Genomic DNA, 21,721 nt, shown 5'->3' with positions numbered 1-21,721 from the left:
GAATCGTAATGAATTGGCTGCTTCGAATCCTTTGCCTTGCGGCGCTGTTGTCGGCGGGTGTTCGCTCGAACTCCCAAGAGCTCGAGCGAGTGCGGATGGAATCCGAGAGGGAGGGAGCGCTGCACCCCGGCGACGTTTTCCAGCTGAGGCTTGGCCTGGAGATGCAAGCCTTCCAGCGCTGGGAACTGGAGCCGCCGCAGCATCCCCATCTCCGCTTGCTCTCCTCGCAGGCCTTTCCCGTGCAACGGGGAGCAGAAGGTGGCTACCTCGTGTATTGGGATTTGTCCTACCAAGCAATCGAGCCAGGGCGCGCCGCTCTCGAAGGTGGCTCTTTCTTTACGGGGCCCGAAGGTGCGAGACGAGAAGTGGCGATCGAGGCGAGGGAGGTCCAGGTCCTTGGTTTCGAGGAGCTCGCGGATGCGGATCGTCTGGAGCCGCTGCCGCAAACCGAGGATACGAAAGATGCGAAGAGCGGTTGGCTGATCGCAGGGCTTTTGGCAGGTTTCGTTGTCCTGGTGGGCTTGATTGTCGGATGGAAGGTGTATTCACGGAGATTGGGTAAACGGGAAACGCTTTCGGTGGATGCCGAGAGTGAGCTTGCTCTCTGTCTGAAGCAGGTTTTGGCGGAAGGGAGCCTGAGCAAGCGGAAGGCCGGAGTCTTGTATTCCGAATATGGAGACCAGTTCTCGGAGGAGTCGCGTGCGGCTCTTGAGCGTTATGCGTATTCAAAAAGCGAGGATACGTCCGAGCTTTTGGCCGCCATGCGGAAGGAGGTCGAGCGATGAGCTTTTTGTATCCGTGGGTCTTTCTCTTTTTGGCGCTAGCGGTTGTTCCCTTCCTGCGAGCAGGGGCCCGGCGCGGAGTGAAGGTGGCGTCGCTGCGGCAGTGGAGTTCCTTGGGGAAGGGCAGGGCCGGTTACCTTTGGATGCTGCGGGCCCTTGAGTTGGGCTTTTTCGTTTTGCTGCTTGGCGCTCTGGCGCGTCCACAACGCGTTTCGGAGGAGTTCGTAGACGAAGCGGAGGGGATCGCCATCGAGATGCTGGTAGACGTATCGAGCAGCATGGACCAGACTTTGATCGTGCCCGGCGAGGGAAAGCGATCGCGCATGGACGTTGCCAAGGTTTTGGTCGAGCAGTTCATCGCGGGCGATGGGGAGCTGCTGAATGGGCGGCCGAACGACTTGATTGGCTTGATCAGCTTTGCTCGCTATGCGGATACGCGCAGTCCCTTGACCTTCGGGCATAAGGCCTTGGTTCAGATTGTAAGGGATCTGGAAATACAAGACCGGCCCAATGAAGACGGCACGGCTTATGGCGATGCCCTGGCTTTGGCCTGCGCTCGATTGAAGCATTTGGACGAGTTGAAGGCAGCGAGTTCCTCTCGCAAATTGGCCGATATCGAGAGCCGGGTGGTGGTGTTGCTGACGGATGGCGAAAACAATTCCGGCAACCACTTGCCGCTGGAGGCAGCCGGTTTGGCCAAGGAATGGGGCTGCCGCATCTACGCGATCAGTCTCGGGGAGCCGGATGGCGGATTTGCGGGAGATCGCCTGCCGCATGAGTTGCCCTTGAGCAATGCGGAGCAGGTGCTTTCGCGGATCAGCGAGGAGACGGGCGGGCTGTTTCGGCGGGCCAGCGACTTTGAATCGTTGAAATCGGTGTACGCGGAGATCGACGAGCTGGAACGAACTACAATCGAGACTAAGAGTTTCGCTGTGGTGAGCGAAGTGTTCTGGTTTCCCCTGTCGCTGGCTTTGGTCTGCTTGATCCTGCGCCTGATCCTGTCGACAACGTGGTTGAGGGTCACGTCATGAGCGAATTCACGTTTCAATGGCCGGGTATGTTGGGGCTCCTCCTGGGAGTGCCGGCACTGTTTTGGCTGCTCCGCAGGGCGCGGATCAAGCGTCGCCTCGCGCGCCAGCAGTGGGGGCAAGCGGAGTCGCGACCTGTTGGAGAAAAGCGGGAGTTCCTGTGGATCGCGAGCTTTGCGATTCTCGTAATCGCTTTGGCTCGTCCCAGCTACGATCCGGTTCGTCATTCCATTTCGAATACAGGAAGGGATGTCGTTTTCGTTTTGGACGTTTCGCGGAGCATGTTGGCTCAGGACGCTTATCCGTCGCGGCTCGAGTCGGCGAAGCAGGGAATCGCGGATTGCCTCGATCGGTTCGAGAGCGAGCAGGTCGGCTTGGTGATCTATGCCGGTAGCGCCTCCATCTCCTGTCCCTTGACGGCGGACTATGACTTTGTTCGCTATATGCTTTCCCAAGTGCAGCCGCGCAGCGTCGAGTTCGGAGGGAGCTTTTTGCTATCGGCCGTCGAAAAGGTGACGGATCAAGTTCTCGCTGCGGAGCGGGCGGGCTTTCAGGACGTGGTGGTTTTGACGGATGGCGAGGACCATGCTCCTAGCTTGGACCAGGTGGTGGAGCGGGTGCGCGAGAGCGGCGTAGAGCTATTGGTGGTCGGGATCGGCGATCCTCAGCTTGGGGCGACGATCCCGGTCGAAAGCGAAGACGGAAGCCCGGCGTCGCTTCGCCACGAGGGAGAAACGGTTTACACCACCCAGGAGCAAGAGGCGCTGCAAGGCTTGGCGAAAGCGTGTCCAGGAGGTGAATACGTCAATGTCGGCACCGATCCGTACCAGTTGGGAGAGATCTACCAAGATTTTGCCCAAGGGAAAGCCAGTTCCGCCTTGGATGGAGATGCCGGTTATACCGTTTACCGGGAGGGAGCCTTTTTTCTCATGCCTTTGGCTTTCGTTTTAGTCGTTCTCGCTCACCCGACCTTTGGGAGGGGAGCGTTCCGCAATCTCGGTCTGGCCTTGCTTTTCGGGCTCGGGAGCGCGGGGAACGATTTGTCGGGGGAGGATCAGGAGTTCAGCTACGAGGCGGCCGCGGCGAGCTACGCGGAAGGACGCTACGAGGACGCGGCGATGGCCTTTGCGGGCTTGCTTCCCGCAGAGAGCAAGCTTCCGGCGCGGGCGGCGCTGTCCTTCAATCTTGGCTTGAGCCAGCTGAAGTATGCGGAAGGCCTGAGGGACGCGGCGCCGCGGGATGCGTTGGCGTACGCGTTGGAGGCTCGCGAGTCCTTTTTGCAAGCGGCTCGCGAGAATCCGCAGCTGTTGCGCGCGAAGCAGCGACTCGGGCAGCTGGTGGAGGTCATCGGAGAGCTGGAGGCAATCGTGGCCGAGGAAGCGGAAAAGGAGCGACAGGAAAACGATGCTCTCGAAGCGCTGCTGGAGCGGATCGAGGCGCTGTTGGTTGCCCAGCAGGAGTTGCGTTCCGCCAATGCGGCGGAAGACCCTTTGCGGGGGGCGGGAGCCCGGAGCCGCAAGGGAGCGTCAGCGGAGGCCGCTATGGAGCCGGCCAATGGGAAGCAGCGGTCGAGGGAACTTTCCGAAGCGCAGGGGGCCTCGCGGGAGGAGGGAGAGCGTATCCAAAAACTGATGCGCGAGCTCAATGCGCTGTTGCTCGAGCGAGCGAACTCCGACCCAACCGCGACCGCAGCGGAAACACTCTTGTCGCGACCGCTCGTGTTGATGCAACAAGCCATCGATGGACAGGAAACGGCGGAGGCGCTGTTTGCAGAGTGGAAGAACTGGCCGGAGGCAAGGGAGCGTCAAGTCACGGTGGAGCAGCGCTTGCAGGAGATTCTGGATCTTTTTGCTTCGTCCGAATCGGAAGAGGGCGAAGACGGGGATTGGGAGGACTACGAGGATTTCGAGATGGGCGAAGAAGGCGAAGGCATGCCTTCTTCCATGGGAATGGAAGGCGAGTTTCGGGCGGATGCCCATATGCAAGCCTTGCCGTTGCCGAACTATTCGCCGGAAGAAATCCTTTCCGAAGAAATGGGCAGCCAGCAGTTCCGGCAGGAGCAGCGAGCGAAGGCGAATGCCGGGGAGGTCGAGAAAGATTGGTGATGCGTATGTTTTGTATCCGAAAAAGTATCACACTGGTTTGGGCAATCGCTTGCATGAGCCTTTTGGCCGGCGAGGACTTGGAGGTCCAGTTCAAGGAAGCGAGTTGGTTTGTCGACGAACTGGGGACAGCGTTTGTCTTCCTGGAGAGCGAGGAGGAGCCCGTTTTGGAGCTGCCGGACGCGAGCGAGGAAGTTCGCTTTTACAGTAGTCAGGTCATCGAGTTGAAGGACGACGAGCGGGGCTCCCACCTTGCGGTGATCGAATTCGTACCGCGTCGAGTGGGAATCCGTACCTTCCCTTCGCTTCGTTTTCAGGTGGGCGAGTCGGTGTGGAAAACCCGTCCGAAACAGTTTCAAGCGAGTGAAACTGTGACTAGCGATCGGATGGAACTAGCGGTCGATGTGCAGCGTCGGCAGGTTTATGCGGGAGAACCGCTGCGGATCGATTTCGTTTGGAAAAGCGATTTGCCGGTGTCCCGCTTGCGAGCGTTTCGCTTGGTCCCCAGCTTTTTTAGCGATCCCAGCGTAAAGGTCTTCGTGCCGCGAAGCCAAGTGCCGCCAGAGGCTCAGTTTGGCTTGCCGGTGGGAGGCAGACGTGTGATTGCCCATCGAATACAGAATCAAGGGGAGTCGGAAGGTAGCCTTGGAGAGGTTCGGTTTTCGATTTGGGTACGCTTCGAAGCGGCAGGTCGCTATGAAATTCCGGAGATGGAGCTTGCCTGTTCGCTCTTGGAGGAGGGCGGTTATGGCGCCCACCAATACGCGTCCTATTTCAATAACAGCCTCTTCGAGCCGGTTGATCGCAGCAAGGCTTACCAAAAGCTGCGCGCTACTTCTGGAGCCCTGTCGCTGGAGGTGCTTCCGCTTCCGGAGAGCGGACGCAAGGAGTCGTTCAGCGGTTTGTTTTCGCCAGAATCGATCGAGGTTTCGGTATCGCCTACGGAGTTGGAGCTCGGCCAGTTGTTCGATATCGAAGTCTTCGTTCGATCGGAGGTTTGTTCGGAGATGCTGGAAATGTCGCCGCTTACCTTGCAGCGCAACTTACGCCATCGCTTCTGGGTGGCGGAAGAGATGGGGGAGCGCTGGCAGGCGGATGGACGGCTTTTCACGGTTCGGGGACGGCCTTTGGTTGGGAGCCTCGCCTACTTCCCCAGTTTGACCTTCCAGGTTTTCGACATTGAGAATGGGGAGTATCGGACGATAGAGACCGCTTCGATACCCATGGAAGTGCAGGCCAAGGACGGGGAGACGCACTTCCCGCTGACGGGCTTGCCCGGAGCGATGCGTCCGGTGGAGAAGTCCGCTGCAGGAATTTGGCATAACGAAAAAGGGAATACGATGAGTGATCTGACGCATGTAGTGGTTTCCGTCCTAGCGGACGGGTTTTGGTTTTTCCTTTTGCTGGGGCCCTTGCTCTTTTTTGTATTGAGGCCTTGGGTACGCGAAAGACGGCGTCGCCTAGTGGATGCCCTGTATGGAAAAAGGAGGGCTGCGGTCTTGGCTTTTCGGGCTCGGGTATCGCAGGAAGGTCCGACCGCCTTGCGGCGCTTGATTGCTGAATGCTTCGAGCGTTCGGGGCCTGCCTTGACGGCTAGCGAGATGGGCGAGCTTTTGCGGAAAGCTGGTTGCGAGCGGGAGCTCGTGGAGGAAGCGGTGACCTTGCTGAGGACGCCGGAGGACTTGATGTATTCGAAGCAAAGCAAGTCGGGCGCTGTCGCGGAAGCGAGCGGCGAACGCAGTCGAGCGGTGGGAGAGCGGATTTATCGTTCCTTGGTCAGGGTCGCCGGCGTGGGGCTGTTGCTGGTCGGCTTGGGGATGGGGCCGCAGTTGGACGCGGCGGATTGGTCCGAGGCGGAAGCCGTGTTTGAGGCGGCATTGCAGAAAGCCGGTTCCGGAGCGGCGTCCAGCGAGATCGAGGCCGCTTTCGTGGAGGCGGCGCTGGCGTTCGAGTCCTGCGCTCGGGAGGGGATTCGCCCGGGGGCCTCGTGGTACAATTCAGGCAACGCTTGGTTCGAAGCCGGGGAGATTGGCCGTTCGATCGTCGCCTACCGGAAAGCGCGCGCTTTTCAGCCCTGGGATGAACGGATCGAGCAAGCTCTGGCGTCGGCGCGGGCCTTGCGCTTGGACGAATTGTCGGCGGAAACGGATACGCGTTGGCCGACGCGCTGGATCCTCGCGTTCCTTTCCGTGCTTTGGTTGGCGAGCTGGGCATTGCTGCTCTGCTGGCAGCGCTACCGGGTTCGCGGCGTCTTCATGATGGCAGCCTTGGGGCTGGCTTTGTCCGGCGGACTCGCCCTAGGGGAGCTCAGGCATCGCTATGGGGGAGAGGATGAAGCCGTGCTGATCGCGGCGGAAGCCTACGGCCGCAAAGGACCGAGTTATGCGTACCAATCGGCCTTCAACGGTCCCTTGCACAGCGGCTTGGAGCTGCGGGTGAAGGAGGTCCGAGGCGATTGGTTGCGGGTGTCCTTCGGTGCGGGTGAGGAGTGCTGGCTGCCGCGGGCAAGCGTAGAAACGCTTTAGGGCTATTTGAAATAGCGTCGTTTTAGGACGTCGTAGACTTGCTGCATTTCGTCTTGGCTGAGGTCTCGTTCGTACATCAGGAGACGGGCGAGCTCTCCGTCGAAGGATTCCTTGCCCTGGTGGTTGATGGCATTGCGTTCGGTGCCGATCGCCATGCGGCTTGGCTCTACGTTGCCGACGGGAAAGTCGCTCGAGTTGGCGGGAGTCACAGGGTCGTTGACGAAAAGATCTAATTTGACTGTGCCTTGGCCGGAGCCTTGTCGACCCATGATGATGTGCCACTGGCCCACGGCGGGCGGCGGAGCGGCGACTTCGGGCGTATTGATTGCGTCGCGGACCTTTTCGCTGAGTCCATTGCGGGAGCCCATGTAGACGCGTCCGTCGGGGTAGAAGGAGCCCCAAAAGCCGGCGTATTGTCCGCCTTCCAGCTGAGGTTTAGCGGTGTTGCGAAGGTTTCCGAAGAAGGCGTTGGGATACTTGGAGTTCAGCTTGCCGGGACCGGCCTGTTCGTAGGGTTTTATGACGGCGAACCACGTGTAGCCGCTGCCGGTCATCATGCCGTGGAAGGCTTCGTCGTTGTCGTTGATCAATTCGTCCTCCCGGAAGACGAGGCTGTTGTGTCCCTTGATCTCGCTCGAACTTTTCACGAGGGTTGGACGACCGGTGCCCGGCTCTTCTTGGGTGATGATTGTTAGGGTCCGACCTTCTTCGGTGTTTTTGAAGTCGATGGCCCGAGGATTCGGAGCTTGGTTGGTCCAGATGGCAACCTTGTCGCCATCCTCGAGCGTGAGGCCTTTGTCGGCGTCGAGGTCCAAAACGAGTCCGTCTTGGATGAGGCTAGGAGCGCATCCTGAAAGCGAATACAGGGCTATTCCAGCGAGGAGGGCCTTCGCGCGTTTGTGGCTTTGTATCGTTTTGGCCATGACAGCTGGACCGTTATTTGAGGGTTCGGATATAGGCGAGCAGGTTGGCCACTTGTTCGTGGGGGAGATTGTCGATCAAGCCTTCGAGCATGGCGGATTGGGGGAGGACTTGCGGCGTTCCTTCGATCTCGGCTGCGGGAATGAACAAGGAAGCGCCGCCCATGAAGCGAAGGGTGACGCCGCGAGCGGTCTGTTTTTCGAGGAAGCCCTCGATCATGCTGCCGTCGGTCTTGCGAATGCGGCGGAGTCGATAGGCACCCTCCGCGGCGGCATTGGGGTCGAGGATGGCGGTGAGCAAGGCCTCGTTGTCGCGGTAGGCGGAACCGTCTAGGGACGGTGCCCAGCCGACTCCTTCGGAGCCGACGCTGTGGCAGGAAAGGCAGAGGCCTTTGAAGAGCGGCTCGCCCAGGCTGGCGTTACCGGCGCCCGATTCGGCTATCTCTAGGAAGGCATGGTAGGTTTTTTGGAAGGCTTCCGCCTTTTTCGTTTCGCGTTGAGCGATAAGGGAGGCGAAGCGGTCTTGTTTTTCGGTGTTCCTAGCGATGCGGCTCAGCTCTGGGGTGGCGATCTGCTCTGCGGAGAGGAGGTTCTTACCCAGTAGGTCCAGGACGACTTGGGAACCGGGCTTGGACATGGATAGGGCGCGGATGAACTCGTCGCGTTGACTGTTGCCGAGCGAGTCGAGGAAGGCCTTGAGGGCGGCGCGCGGCACGCTCTGTTGGGCTTTCACCAAGGTTTCGAAGGCGGCGAGTCGTGCGTTGAAGTTTAAGCTTCCGTTCGCGAAGGCGTTCTGGAGAGCGGAGTGAGCGCTTGCGGTCCCTGCGTATTGCAGAGCGGATACGGCTTTGGTTTTGAGAGTTTGGCTGGCATTGGACTCATGCAGGAGCTTGATGCTCGTTTTCTCGAATCCGGGTAGCCGGTATCCAATAATCGCTTGCAGACCAGTTTCCCAGAGGGCGGGATCGGAGGATTCGAGGAGCTGCGTCACGGCTGGAACGAGGAGCGGCTTGAGGGATCGGGAATCGACTTGTCCGAGGACCTCGTTCGCTAGGGATAGCAGATTGCTCGCGTGCTGCGGCTGGGAAAAGTAGGGGGCGACGGCCTTCTTGATGCTTGGATCGTCGAGGCTGTTGGCGACTTCGATGAAGGTGGATACGTCCCACGTCTTCTTGCTGATGGAGTCGTAGAGGGCGAGGAAGTACTTTTGGTGGTTTTCTTTGGACAAGGCTTGGATGGCCCAGAAACGATTTTCGGCGGGCTGCTTTGCGGCGAGCGGCGAGTCGAGGTAGCTTACGAGTTCCGCTTCGTATTGCTCGAGCGCCATGCGGGCGAGGTAGCGTTCGAATTTGCGTTCGTAGGGGCCGCCCATTTCGTCGCCCGGCAGCAGCGGACGGCAGAGGCTGACGACGATGTCTATGATTTCTTGGTTGGCTTTGCCGGCGTCGATTACGGTTCGCAGGGCTTGGGAGCGCACCATGGCGTTGGGGTCCTGGACGGCGCCGGTGAGGTAGCGAGCGAGCTGGGAGGCTGTTAGGTCGAAGCTGGCGAGGGAGCGGATGGCTTCGCGGCGCAGGTCTCCGTCTTCGGTGCCGACCAGGGCGTCCATGAGCTTCGTATCGAAATATTGGAGACTTTCGAGCGACCAGAGGGCGTGGATGCGGGTGATGGGATCTTGTTTGTCGTCTGCGGCGAGGGCAACCAGTTGCGGCGCGAGTTCGAGGGCTTTTCGGTCTGCGATCTGATGCCATGCGGCACGTTTTTCCCAGAGGGTGGGAGCCTTGAGGTGGGTCGCGAGTTGGGCGGTGGGCGCTTCGTAGAGGTTGGGGATGGGACGGGGCGTTTGGCTTTCGTGGCGTATGCGCCAAATGCGGCCGTGGGACTTGTCGCGATCCGGGTGGCTGCGGGAGACTTCGTTGTGGGATACGATCTTGTTGTACCAATCCGCTACGTAGAGGCAGCCATCCGGGCCAAACTCCAAGTTGACGGGACGGAACCAGTCGTCTTGGGACTCGAGAAAGTCCGGTAGGTGTTCAGCGGATACGCTACCATCGGGATTGCGTACGATGCGGACGCTGTTGATGGTATTGGTAATCGGATTGGCGAGGAAGGCGACGTCCTTCCATTCCGCCGGAAATCCGCTGTTTCCATCTTCGGAAAATTCCAGTCCCGAGATGCCGGTGCCTCCGACGCGAAAGTCGTGCAGCTGCGGGATCCAGGGCTGGTAGGGGCGGATTCGGTCGTCGCCGATTCCCTTGAGGCCGGTGCCCGGTTCCATGGGGACGACGGACCAGCTCATGTCGTTGGCTTCGGTGCCGTACCATTGGCCGTTGGCTCGCAGTTGGAATCCCCAAATGTTGTTGAGGCCGGCGGAGACGACGTTGAAGCGGGCTCCGTCCATGGACATGCGAACGATCTTGCTGTATTCGATAGGAGCGGTGGCCCCGCTTACCATGGATTTGACGAGCCCTTTGTTAAGGGCGCCATGGCTGAAGTGTATCCAATTTCCGGGGGCGCGCACTAGGAGGTGGGACATGGTGTGGGTATCCACGAAGCCGAATCCGGTGAGCAAGGTTGAGCGCTTATCGGCGGTTCCGTCGCCGTCGCTGTCCTCGAGGTAGATCAGTTCGGAGCCGTGGGCGACGTAGGCTCCGTCGCGGTAGGGCAGTATGCTCTGGGGGATGGCGAGCCCGTCGGCCCAGACGCGCGGCTGAGAGGGCGTAGGTGACCAGGGATCGTCTATGACCAGTATCTTGTCGTCTCCTTTCGTTTTGCCTTCGTAGAGATCGCGGATCCGTTTGAACTCCGGGTTCTTTTCCATGATGTCCGGATCTTCCATCAGCTTGCGGATTTCGCCGAAGGACTGTTCTGAGAAGGGATCGAGCGGATACATGCTGGCGGTTTGCGTCCAGAGGCGTCCCGCGTCGTCGAAGGCGAGGTCGATGGGGTTGACGATTCCGTCGCGCTCGCTGGCTACCAGTTCCACCACGAAGCCTTCGGGGACGATGAAACCCGCTTGTTCGTTTTCAGGCGTCCAAACGTCTGCCCGGTAGGAATGGGTTTTTTTAGCGTGAAGGATCCCGCCTGCCATCAAGGGGAGCGCGACTGCAAGTGCTGCGTAGTGTTTCATTGCCGGTGTGAAATTGGGAGTTCGGGGAGTTTGGCGATCGTGGCGACCGGGGCTAGCGGAATTGTTCGCGCTTGTTAAAGTTCGTCCAAGGTGACGTCGCTGATCTCGATCTTGGCGTTTCCGCCTTTGTGGAGCTGGATACCGATGTATCCTTTCGATGGGATGCTGGGATCTTCTTCGAGGTAATCCGCGACTTTGATGCCGTTGATGTAGGTTTGGTGTCGGTTTCCTTGGCAGCGGATGATGTAGCTGTTCCAGCCGAAGGGGTCGAGCAGCTTGGGAAGGACTGACAGGTCGCCTTTGACGAGGGCTTTCTTTCTGCGTTTTTCGTCGTAGATATCGCCCCAGTATTTGTTGCCGATATCCGCTTGGTAGCCGACCATGTGGGCTCCATGCAGAGAGGATCGGTATTGGATTCCGCTATTGATGAGGCCGGTCGCAGGGTCGCCGGTGAGGCGGAATAGGCAGCGGAACTCGAAATCTTCGTATGGGCGCTCGGTTCTCAGGAAGGTGTTGCGGGGGATGCGCTGCTGGCCGTCGCCTCCGGTGATGACGCCGTCGACCACGGACCAGTAATGGGCGTCGGCTTCGTTGGTCGCTTGCCAGCCCGCGAGCGTTTCGCCGTCGAAGAGGCTGACTGGCTCGCCTGCGAAAAGTGCGAGGGGCGAGAGAAGGGCGAGGAAGGCGAAGCGTAGTGGAACTAGCATGACGACGATGTTAAAGAGGAGTTGAAGGGTACTAGACGACGAAATCGAAGACGATGACTTCCTTGAGACGCGGTACTACGATGTCCTTGACCGCTTCGTGGATGGGGTGGGGCAGGTAGGCGTCGCGGGACTCGACGGAATCGAAGGTCATGAGGAAGCCATGGGTGAAACCTTCGTTTAGGCCTTCGTCGCTCTGGTAGGGGCCGTGCTCCATGTCTTGCAGTCCGGGAATCTTGCCGACCATGTCCTTCATGGCGGCGAAGCATTCGTCTATTTCGCTGGGGCTAACGTTGTCGTGGAATTTGAATACGCCGTAGTGTCTGACCATTGTATTTAGGATTTGGATATTGGGTTTGTAATTCGTTGGGATTTTCAGCGATGGCGCTCGATGAGCTCGAGCAGTTTTTCCGCGCAGGCTCGGGCGAAGCGTTGGCTGTTGATGGTTTCGTCCAAGTCGATGACTTCGACCTTGGCGTGGGCGTGGATGGCTTCGAACAAGGCTTGGTCCGCCTCGGGATCGTAGAAGGGCTGTCCCTGGCCGTTGATTTCGCTGACGGCCTGTAACGGGTTGAGTATGGCGACCGGGGCGGGATTGGCGTTGGCTTTGCGAGCGATGGTTTCTCCGATTGCGGCGCACTCTTGAGCGTTGGTACGCATGAGGGTGACCTGCGGATTGTGCTGGTAGAAGGTACGTTCCGCGAAGGTGTCGGGCACGGTTTCGCGGGCCCCGAAGTTGGCCATGTCCACGCAGCCCGGTGCGATGACGGCAGGGATGCGGGCTTTGCTCATGGCGTCCATGCGGCTTGGCCCTGCGGATAGGGTTGCCCCCACGATTTCGTCGGCCCATTCGGTGGTGGTTAGGTCGAGCACGCCGGTGACGAGGCCGCTTTCGATGAGGCTCTCCATGGCGCGGCCGCCGGAGCCGGTCGCGTGGAAGACGAGGACTTCGTAGCCGGCGTTTTCGAGGACGGCTTTCGCTTCGTTGATGCAGGTGGTGGTGTTGCCGAACATGCTGGCGACGATCAAGGGCTTGCCAGCGTCGGCGTCGACCTTGGCTTCGACCATGCCGCAGATGGCGCCGGCGGCTCGGGTGAAGAGGTTTCTGGAAAGGCGGTTCAATCCGCAGACGTCGACGATGCTGGGCATCATCACGATGTCCTTGCAGCCCATGTAGTGGGCGGTGTTGCCGCTGGCGAGGGTGGAGACCATGAGCTTGGGGAAGCCGATGGGAAGGGCTCGCATGGCTGCGGTGGCGATGGCGGTGCCGCCTCCGCCGCCGAGGGAAATGACGCCGTCGATCGTTCCCGCTTCCGCGAGCTGGGCGATAAAGAGCGGGGCGGCTTGGGACATGGCGATAACGCATTCGCCGCGATCGTGGCGTTGCAGGAGCGGAGCGAGGTCGAGTCCGGCAGCGGCGGCGACGTCGAAGCGCGAGTAGTCCGGCTTGAAGGGCGGTTCGCTTCCGGTGCCGACGTCGATGAGGAGGGGAGTGTGTCCCCGTTCGTGAACGCGATCGGCGAGGAATGCGTGTTCTTCGCCTTTCGAATCGAGCGTTCCGAGAATTGCGATGGTGGGCATGTTTTTTGGGGGGCGGGGGATCGCGGCGCTGCTTAGCGGCCACCTGTTTTCTTAACGGGGATAGACTTGAACTCCTTGGTGAGATTGACGAGCGAGGATTCGACCGCCATGCGCTCAAGGCTGGAGGCCCCTACGAAGCCGACCGCATCGGTGCGTTCGTTGATGTAGGCAGCGTCGGCGGGACTCAAGATGGGGCCGCCGTGGCTGAGGTATATGATGTCGTCCCGCACGGACTTGCCGGCATCGATGATAGCCTGAGTTTGAGCGGCGGCGTCTTCGAGGGAGACGGCAGCGTCGACGACGCCGATGGAGCCGCCGACCGTGCAGCCCACGTGGGCGATGATGACATCCGCTCCCGCTTCGGCCATGGCTTTCGCTTCTTCCGGCTTGGCGACGTAGACGATGGAGAACATGTCCATCCTGCGGGCGAGGGCGACGCAATCGATTTCCTTTTGCACGCTCATGCCTGTCTCTTCGAGGGTTTGGCGGTATTGGCCGTCGATGATGGTGTGCGTAGGGAAATTGTTGATACCGCTGAAACCCATGTCCTTAACCTTCAGCAGCCAATGCCACATGCGCCGGCGCGGGTCGGTGGCATGGACTCCGCAGATGACGGGGATCTCTTCCACAACTGGCAAAACTTCGAACTCGCCGATCTCCATGGCGATCGCATTGGCGTCGCCGTAGGACATGAGGCCGGCGGTGGAGCCATGGCCCGCCATGCGGAAGCGTCCGGAGTTGTAGATGATGAGAAGGTCGGCGCCTCCCTTTTCGATGAATTTGGCGCTGATCCCGGTGCCAGCTCCGGCGGCGATAATGGGTTCGCCTTTGCTGAGCGTGTCGTGCAAGCGCTCCAGTACCTCGGTTCTGGTGTAGGGGTTTCCGATTCCGGTCCATTGATTTGGCATAGGGGCGATCACAGGCTGCAAGCGGTGTCGGAGCAATTTCATTTGCTCAACAAGGATTTATTGGATTTCCACATCGCTACCAACTGGGGGAGCGAGAAGGAAGGGGGCAGGGCATGGAAGCCCTGGCAGCTGGGGGAGCGGATGCTTCCGCTTCTTTCCGCGTTGCTTGAATCGACTTGTGCATTCTGGAAAATGCACATTTTCTTTTCGTCATGTTTATGTGGCGAAAGGGGCGTGGACGTGGCTAGCGAAATTGAGAGAGGGGTGGAGGATATCCAGAATCTGGGGACGTCGCGTTACAGCGTGGTACGTTGCGACGACTCGGATCCGCGGGAGTGGTTGGCTGGAACTCCGGTTTGTTCTCTGCTGAAGCAGCGGCATATCGCCCATGTGGGGGTGCTGCGGGCGACGTATCCCTTCGAGATCAAGCGCAAGTTTCAATCGGGGTCCTTCATGATGGCCTGTTTGGAGGGAGAGGGAACGGTTTTGGTGGACGGGCAGTGGAAGCGTCTTCGCGCTGGGGAAGCCTGCTTGCTGCCGCCCTTCGTGCTCAACACCTTCAAGTGTATCGAGGGCGTCAGTTGGGAGTTTTGTTGGGTGCGCTATTTGGAGTCGCCGGAGACGAAGCCAATCGTGACGCATCATTCCCCAGTGTTGGGAAAGTACGATTGCTCCCCCTTGTTCGCGGCGATCCAGGGACTGTATTCAGAATGTCGTGGCATGAACAATCCGGCGGCTCTCGATCAGTGGATCGAGCTGGTGCAGCATTACGTGATGCGCTTTGCCCAGCCTCAGGACTACGACGACCGGCTGTGGCGAACTTGGCAGAAGGTGGACCAGAGCTTGTCGCGCAAGTGGACTCTCTCCGAGTTGGCGGGTATCGCCCATATGAGCGAAGAGCATTTGCGTCGCCTCTGTCGCCAGCACTACGGGCGCAGTCCGATGCAGCATTTGACCTTCCTGCGCATGCAGCGGGCCAAGCAATTGCTGAGCACCACCGACGAGAAGATCGAATCGGTGGCGCGGGCGGTCAGCTATGACAGCGTCTATACGTTTTCGTCCCTCTTCAAGCGGTGGGTCGGCTACAGTCCGTCGCAGTTTCGCTGAAGGATTGGTCCCGGAGGCCGTGGTTGAAGCGCGGTTGGGGCTGGACCCCGTTACTCGTCGGCGGAGAGGATTCCTGTTTTGAAGGCTTTGGCGATCGCGGCCGGGGCGTTCATGACGTTGAGCTTTTCGTAGATGTGCTTCACGTGGTAGGCGACGGTGGTGATGCTGATGTTGAGCTTGTCGGCGATTTCCTTCTTCACGAGTCCGTCCCCGAGCAAGGTGAGGATTTCGAGTTCCCGTTCCGAGAGGGAGCGTTCGGGCTTCTCGATGGTCGGAAGCGTTTTCAGCTTGTCGAGAATGAAGCGGGCGACGTTCGGATCTAGGGAGGCTCCGCCGTCGGCTACGGTTTGGATGGCCTCCTTGATTTGGGTCACGGTGGCGGACTTCAGCAGGTAGCCGGAGGCGCCTGAGGAGATGGCGGCATGGATGTCCGATTCGTTATCGGACTGGGTCAGGACCAGGATTTCGGACTTGGGAATGTATTTCTTGAACCAAGGGATGGATTCGAGGCCAGACATGCCCGGCAGGTGCAGGTCGAGCAGGATGACGTCGGGCACGCTTTCCGGGCGTAGCTCCTGGGCGTTGCGCAGGGCGATCTCGGCGGTACCGAATTGGCTGACGAGGTTCAGGTTGGTGGCTCGTTTTATGGCTCGCTCGATGACCTCGCGGTAAGCGGGATGATCTTCGACGAGCATGATGCGGATGGGGTCTTTCATTTAAATATGCGGAATCTTCTTCGTTTAACTTTTAGCGTGATTTTTGTTCCGCCGCTGGCGGGGCAGTCGGTGGAAACCTGAGCGTGCAAAAGGCGGGCTCTGCGTTTGAGGGAGGGCGGGACGCGATTGGGAATCGTATCAGGAATGCCGATACCGTCGTCCGTGATCGACAGTTGGACCGAGCGTTTGCTCGCCTTGAGGTGAGTGTGGACTCTTTTTGCTCCCGAGTGACGAATGATGTTGGTGAGCGATTCCTTGTAGAAGAGAAAGAGGTCGATGCGCTTGCGGGGCGACAGCGTCTCCAAGGTCTCTTCCCCCTCGATTTCGAAGCTGTGGTCGAGGTCGGCGAGGAGGCGGCGGCTGGTGCGGTCCATTTCGTCTAGGAGGTCTTCGCAAATGCCGCGGGCTTCCAGCATGTTGGTACAGTAGCGGGCCGCCATGCCGCTGCGCTCGGTGAAGACGCGGGTGCGTTCGAGCAGCTCGATGAGTTCTTCGCGGGAGTCGACGGATTCGATGGCGAGATCGCAGAGGAGGCCGATGGCGTGCAGATTGGCGCCGAGCTCGTCGTGAAGGTCGGCTGCGAAGCGCTGGCGCATACGGCTGGCCTGGCGCATGCGGAGGTTGCGGTCGAAGAGGATGGTGAAGGCGATCCCTACGGCGAGGGCGATGGCGAGCCAGCTGGTACGCTCCAGGATCTTCTTTTGCTTGCCGTAGCGTTGGTTGAGTTCTGCGACGACGAGGGGGCGTTCGGTCTCGAGGGCGTGGCGTCGCGAGAGCTCCACGAGCCAGTCCCGGATGGGCAGGACCTTGCCGTAGAGGTTGTTTCCGTCGGTCAGGGCGGCAAGGGAACGAATCGAATTGGAGGGGGTGGAAGGGGGGATGGAGCTCGCCTCCTTGTTTAGGGCGACGTTTACCCCCTCCGAGAAAAGTTCGATTTCAGCGAAGCCGACGCGAAACTTGTCGGACCCCGGCTCGAAGGCGGACGCTTTGTTTTCCGGCACCAGCCTGATGTAGCGGCAGAGCTGCACCGGAACGTTTCGCATGATGATGGGGCCGGTGTCGTTGATTCCTCTTTGCTTGTATTCGAGCAGGAGGCGGGCGTCGGAAAAGTCGGGATTTAGGGCGCCCTCGACTGTCAGCTGGTTGGGAATCCCCAGGTCGCCGGCGTAGGCTTGGGGAACGGTGTCGCTCTGGTCGACCGCGTGCAGGTGTATGCGATTAATTGGATACGGAGCTCCCAGGTCGATCACGAGGGTGGGCGAGGTACCGAGGGCGCTGACGTAGGCGAGGCTCTTTTCTCCGATGGCAGCGTCCATCAGGTAGGGCAGGAAGCCGTCGACCACGAAGGAGGAATCCCAGGCCCGGGCCAGGTCGTAAACCTTCGAGCTGGTTTTCAGGGGACGTTTGAGGGCCACGTTCTCCTGTCCGTTGAAGACGAGGATTTCCGCGAGCTGGAAGACGTAGAGCCCGTCGAAGGCCCGTTGGGAAAGCTCGGTTGCTTCGATCCGTATCCAAGATCCTGAGGCGCCCGGCGTTTCGACGTGCAAGGGGGCGATTCCGGGGTGGGATATGCTGAGCTTTTTCGAGTCGGCGATCAACGTGCCGTCGCTATCGCCTTCGTTACCGGCGTAGATTTTGAATTCAGCAGGGAAGGCGTCGGCGCGGAATCCCTCGTTGGTGTGTCGCCAGATTGTGGGTACGAGAACGATTTCGTCGATAGGCGTTTCCGCGCCGAGGTCGATTTCGATCCACTCTCTCGCATCGCTGGTCCGGTGCCCGTCGGAGCGGTGGCCTATGGCTCCGATGCCGCTGCGTAGGCTGTATTGGGAAATCTGCTTAAGCTCAGCGTCGATGGAGGCGAGCTTGGTTTCGAGCTGGGTGATGTTCAGTTCGCTAAGGTCTTCGGTACCAGCTGCTAGGGAAACGCTAGCGAGCGCGGCGGCGAGCAGCAGGAGGCATTTAGCGATGTTCCCTTGGGAGGGGTTCATAGTGTCGAAAAGGGGCAGGCGGGAAAGGAGGTTGTTCAAGGCGTAATGGATTGGCGGCTTTGTAAAAGATTGAAAGTACCCCTTAAACGGGGGGTAGGCAATATCAGGATCTAGGCGTAACGTGGGGAACCCCCTCTTTCGTACCCCTCCTTTCTCGGCCATCGGACCCCTGTCCCTGCCGTCCCGGATTGGCCTGCCTTGGCTTGTCTCTGAATCAAAGCAAACCTCAACTCCATATACCCCCCCTATGAAGAATCCCCATTCATATCTGATCCCCTTGCGGAAACTGGCGCTTTTTGCCAGCGTCCCCCTTGTGCCTGCCGTCATGCTGGCACAGGAAGACGAGGAGGAGATCTTCGAGCTATCGCCGTTCACGGTAGAGGGCGCTGAAGATCAAGGCTACTACTCCTCCCAGACCATGGCCGGCGGTCGCCTCCGGACCGAACTCAAGGACGTGGCCACTTCCGTGCAGGTAGTGACCGAGCAATTCATCGAAGACGTCGGCGCGACCAGCATCGACGAGATTCTCGCTTACACCACGGGCACCGAGGCGGCAGGTTCCATGAGCGACTACCTGCAAGTGGCCGGTGAAAACGGCGACTTGAACCAGTCCGAAACGCGACAGAACCCGGACGCGGCCCTGCGCGTGCGTGGCCTGGCGGCCCCGACGAGGACGACGAACTATTTCGAGTCGGCCATTCCGTTCAACAGCTACGTATCGAGTCGCGTGGACATCAACCGCGGGGCTAACTCCTTCCTCTTCGGCTTGGGCTCGCCCGGCGGGATCGTGAACACCTCCTTGCAGTCGGCGGTATTGTCCGACGACTCCATGAAGCTCAGCCATCGCGTTTCAACGGAAAATTTCGAGAGCAACTACTCGCAGCAGTTTTCGGTCAACATGAACAAGGTCCTCATCGAGGATAAGCTCGCGGTTCGTTTCGCCGCCTTGGAGGCAGAGGACGAATTCATGCAGAAGCCTGCCTACAAGGACGAGGCCCGTCGCTATTTCGCCGTAAAGTTCAAGCCGCTGGCGGAGCATAATATCAATATCAGCGCCAACTACGAGATCGGGCATACCAATGCGGTACCGGTTGACCGATTGGGGCCGCTCGAGACCTTGACCACCTTTGTCGACGATCCCTATGGGACGCAGTGGGGCAGCACGGTGGATGGCGAGGTGACGAATGCGGCAGGGCGCCGTATCAACGATCCCTTCAACAACTGGCGCGCCGGGCAATCGAGCACCTGGTTGGGGCTGGATGCGAACGGCGAGGATATCCCGCTCTCCTACTACCAGAACCAGCACCTGCATCGTACAGGCTGGATGGCGGTCTTCGACGGCTCGACCGGCCGCACGGACGGCTTGGCGGATTACGGAGTCGATACGGGGTGGCTCAATACGGTGGCGGAGCTCAACAATCCCTATTACAATCCCACGAACCACAACTACAGTCGCAACGAAAACGTGCTCGTGCGCAACCTGCACATGGGCAACATCGACACGGGGCTTTTCCCGGAGTACGAAGGCTACCGGGCCCAAGGGCTTCTGGACTACGAGATATTCGATTTTCGGAAGCATCTCTATTCCGGCTCGATCGACAACTATAGCACTGAGTTCGACCGAAAAATGGCCTTTATCGATGCGACGACCAAGGACGGGAGGTTCGGTATAGAGATCGCTTATAACAGGGAGAATTCGTCCCGCCACAGTTTCGTGGTCAACGGGTCGCCGAGCATCGATATCGATGTGAACTATACGAATCCGGCAGGGCCGGCCCAGGATCCGAACGACAATACGAGCTTGGGCGTGCCCAACCCGAATTTCGGACGCCTCTACTTTTTCGCGGAAGCCTCCTCCAACACGCGCAACGCGGACCAGCGCGAAGCGATGCGCGCTACGGCTTTCGCGAAGTATGACTTCGCCGACACCTTTGGCGAAGACAGCTTCCTCTCCAAGCTAGGCCGTCACAATCTCTCGGTGCTGCTCGACGAGTCCACGGTGGATACGCAGCGTTTCAACCAGAAGCCAATGACATTCGGAAACAACGCGAATTTCCACTTGGCGACGGATGCGACGATTTTCCAGCGCAACGCTTCGGCGATCTTCTATATATCGGATCCTTACCTGAACGCATTCGAGGATCCGAATTTCAGGGCCACGGATTTCTATACTACAGGCGCGCCTGCGGAAACGATTCTCGATTATCCGAGCGACTATGAAATTCCGCTGACTTATATCAGTAGAGGGAATCCGGAGACGGGCGAGGTGAGCGGAGCGCTCCAGCAAACCAAGCAAGGTTACTATACGCCTCAGTTCCTGGATCTGGGCGGGGTACTGACCCGAACCGAAGTTTCTTCCCAGGCCGCAAACTTGCAGAGCTACTACCTCGGTGGGCACCTCGTCGCTAACCTCGGCTATCGCGAGGACCAGGTGACGCAAATTCGCAACAACGAGCCGCCGCGCTACGGAACCGACGAAGGGGACGTGCCAGGCCCTGCGGAGTTGGACAACGTGGCCATCCTTTCGCCTGACATGTTTAGGCTGGAAGACGGGGAGGTCGAAGCGGCCCCCAAGACCAGCACCTTTGGATACGGACTCGTCTTGAAGGCGCCCAAGAAATGGTTGCCGGAATGGCTCGGGCTCACGGCCCACTACGGCGAGTCCTCCAACTTCAGCCCGAACGTGGGCAAGTTCGATTTCTGGGGCAATTCCGTCCCGGGCGCGAGCGGCGAAACCAAGGACTACGGCGTGACCATCAACCTCGCCGGCAACAAGCTGGTGGCCCGCATCAACCGGTACGAGGCTGCCATGATCAACGGTTCGTTCAACGACGTGAACGCGAACGCCGGAAGCTTCGTGAACCAGCAGGGCCGCTTCTACGGTCGCTACTGGGATGAGCTGATGGAGTACGACCGCGACTTGGACGGCCAGTTCGACGACCCGACCTTCGACGACGGGATCAACCCTGCGAACGGAGAACCGCAAGGGATCGCGGGCGATGGTATCGTGGATTCCAACAACCTTGCAGCGGGCGAATACCTTACCTTGCAGCAGTACCACGACATTTGGAATGCGTATGATAACTTCTGGTCCGACTTCGTGAAGGAAACGGAAGACTGGAAGCTGAGCGCCGGAGATGCCGACGCTGGCATCAGCCCCTCGTTTACGAGAAACGTAGTTGTGAACGGACTACTCGCCGACACGGCGGACCTCGCCGCGGAAGGTACCGAACTCACCTTGACGTGGAATCCCACGAAGCAACTCCGCTTGTCGGTGAGCGCCAGCCAGCAATCGGTTACCCGTACCAATGTCGCTCCCCGTTTCGAGCGCATGTTGGAGGAGTTCGTCCTCGCTATGTCCGCGGTGGAAAACGGAACGCGTTACCGCGGCAACGGCGCGAACGCCATGACGCTCAGCTTGAGGGATCCGTTTGCGGGAGGGACTTCCATCCGCACGCCCTTGGCTAGTGGCGCCCAAGGCCAGGCCCTTTTCAAGGCGAAGGCCCTGGAAGGCTCGACCAGTCCGGAATTGGCGGAGCACAGCTTCCGCGTCCTGGGCAACTACACCTTCCGCGACGGCTTCCTGAAGGGAGTTAAGATGGGTGCCGCTCACCGTTGGCGCGACCCAACTGCGATTGGATACGGCAGAACCACCATGACCTATTTGCCCGGCGAGCTCGACCTGGAAATGAACGTGGTAGATGTCGAGAATCCGTTTTATAACGAAGCGAAAGGCAGCACCGATATTTGGTTCGGTTATAACCGGAAGATCTTCGGGGACCGAGCGAAATGGAACGTGCAGTTGAACATCCGCAACCTTTTCGCCGATTCCGATCCTATCGTTGTACAACGTCAGCCTGACGGAACTCCGAATCGCGTTGCGATTCCGGCGGCTCGCCAGTTCGTGCTTTCGAACTCCATCAGTTTCTAGGATTCGAAATCTTGGTTCGAAAAATCGGGTCCTGGCGCGTTCAAAGCGTCGGGACCTTATATCCGCTAGCGGTCGGTAGCTAGGTTGCAGCTAGCGGGTTGAAAGTCACGCGAGGTCGGTTAAGTCCGCCTCGCGTGAGTCTTGTCGGGGTATCTCGACCGACCCCTCTAAAAGGAGGATGGGCAGATTCGGTCGCAGTTGATAGTGTAGATGGCTTGTCGAGGCCTGCCCCAGGTACAGTCGATTCGCGAAACCGCGAGCTCGCGTCTGCCCTGTGGCGTCGGCTACGCCGCCAGATC

The 21,721-nt window shown here is 59.4% G+C and carries 14 protein-coding genes; 6 read left to right on the top strand and 8 right to left on the bottom strand.

Annotated features, from left to right (window positions below; translation table 11 throughout):
* The first annotated feature begins 8 nt into the window (after positions 1-8).
* From QEH57_RS23030 to QEH57_RS23015, 4 genes are read left to right on the top strand one after another with little or no spacing between them, the layout of a single operon-like run.
* Positions 9-785: a hypothetical protein gene (locus QEH57_RS23030; RefSeq protein WP_309009155.1), complete on the top strand. Its 777-nt coding sequence runs from the start codon at positions 9-11 to the stop codon at positions 783-785.
* Entirely contained in the window at positions 782-1,813 is a 1,032-nt protein-coding gene (locus QEH57_RS23025) for a VWA domain-containing protein (RefSeq protein WP_309009154.1), read from the top strand. The genes QEH57_RS23030 and QEH57_RS23025 overlap by 4 nt, the downstream gene beginning before the upstream one ends.
* Positions 1,810-3,915, top strand: a complete 2,106-nt coding sequence (locus QEH57_RS23020) for a VWA domain-containing protein (RefSeq protein ID WP_309009153.1) — start codon at positions 1,810-1,812, stop codon at positions 3,913-3,915. Before QEH57_RS23025 ends, QEH57_RS23020 begins: the two co-directional genes overlap by 4 nt.
* A gap of 53 nt (positions 3,916-3,968) precedes the next feature.
* The gene (locus QEH57_RS23015) at positions 3,969-6,437 is read left to right on the top strand and encodes a hypothetical protein (protein ID WP_309009152.1); all 2,469 of its coding nucleotides are present in this window, start codon (positions 3,969-3,971) and stop codon (positions 6,435-6,437) included.
* Positions 6,438-6,439: 2 nt separating this feature from the next.
* Here the strand turns inward: QEH57_RS23015 and QEH57_RS23010 are convergent, their stop codons facing one another.
* From QEH57_RS23010 to QEH57_RS22985, 6 genes are all read right to left on the bottom strand, one after another.
* Entirely contained in the window at positions 6,440-7,360 is a 921-nt protein-coding gene (locus tag QEH57_RS23010) for a hypothetical protein (protein ID WP_309009151.1), read from the bottom strand.
* 13 nt (positions 7,361-7,373) lie between these two features.
* Complete coding sequence (locus tag QEH57_RS23005; RefSeq protein WP_309009150.1) at positions 7,374-10,487, bottom strand: PVC-type heme-binding CxxCH protein; 3,114 nt, start codon at positions 10,485-10,487, stop codon at positions 7,374-7,376.
* A 74-nt stretch (positions 10,488-10,561) separates the two neighbouring features.
* A complete protein-coding gene (locus QEH57_RS23000) occupies positions 10,562-11,194 on the bottom strand; it encodes a DUF1080 domain-containing protein (protein ID WP_309009149.1) in 633 nt (210 codons plus the stop codon).
* Between the two features lie 31 nt (positions 11,195-11,225).
* Positions 11,226-11,522 (bottom strand): Dabb family protein, encoded by a 297-nt coding sequence (locus QEH57_RS22995; protein WP_309009148.1) that lies wholly within the window; start codon positions 11,520-11,522, stop codon positions 11,226-11,228.
* Between the two features lie 44 nt (positions 11,523-11,566).
* Entirely contained in the window at positions 11,567-12,772 is a 1,206-nt protein-coding gene (locus QEH57_RS22990) for a Tm-1-like ATP-binding domain-containing protein (RefSeq protein WP_309009147.1), read from the bottom strand.
* Between the two features lie 32 nt (positions 12,773-12,804).
* On the bottom strand, positions 12,805-13,680 hold the full coding sequence (locus QEH57_RS22985; protein WP_343224834.1) for a phosphoenolpyruvate hydrolase family protein: 876 nt from the start codon (positions 13,678-13,680) through the stop codon (positions 12,805-12,807).
* Positions 13,681-13,920: 240 nt separating this feature from the next.
* Between QEH57_RS22985 and QEH57_RS22980 the strand changes: the two genes are divergently transcribed.
* Positions 13,921-14,787, top strand: a complete 867-nt coding sequence (locus tag QEH57_RS22980) for an AraC family transcriptional regulator (RefSeq protein ID WP_309009145.1) — start codon at positions 13,921-13,923, stop codon at positions 14,785-14,787.
* Between the two features lie 50 nt (positions 14,788-14,837).
* On the opposite strand, the gene QEH57_RS22975 is transcribed toward QEH57_RS22980, so the two are convergent.
* Positions 14,838-15,503, bottom strand: coding sequence for a response regulator transcription factor (locus QEH57_RS22975; protein WP_309009144.1), 666 nt, complete (start codon positions 15,501-15,503; stop codon positions 14,838-14,840).
* Positions 15,500-17,491, bottom strand: coding sequence for a hypothetical protein (locus tag QEH57_RS22970; protein ID WP_309009143.1), 1,992 nt, complete (start codon positions 17,489-17,491; stop codon positions 15,500-15,502). The genes QEH57_RS22975 and QEH57_RS22970 overlap by 4 nt, the downstream gene beginning before the upstream one ends.
* Before the next feature lie 247 nt (positions 17,492-17,738).
* Between QEH57_RS22970 and QEH57_RS22965 the strand changes: the two genes are divergently transcribed.
* Positions 17,739-21,422 carry a TonB-dependent receptor plug domain-containing protein gene (locus tag QEH57_RS22965; RefSeq protein ID WP_309009142.1) on the top strand — a complete coding sequence of 1,228 codons (3,684 nt, stop codon included), beginning with the start codon at positions 17,739-17,741 and terminating at the stop codon, positions 21,420-21,422.
* The last annotated feature ends 299 nt before the right edge of the window (positions 21,423-21,721 follow it).

Source organism: Pelagicoccus sp. SDUM812005 (genome assembly GCF_031127875.1).
Classification (GTDB): Bacteria; Verrucomicrobiota; Verrucomicrobiia; order Opitutales; family Opitutaceae; genus Pelagicoccus.
Note: the sequence above shows the minus strand (reverse complement) of the source record. Positions and strands in the feature narration are given on the sequence as shown.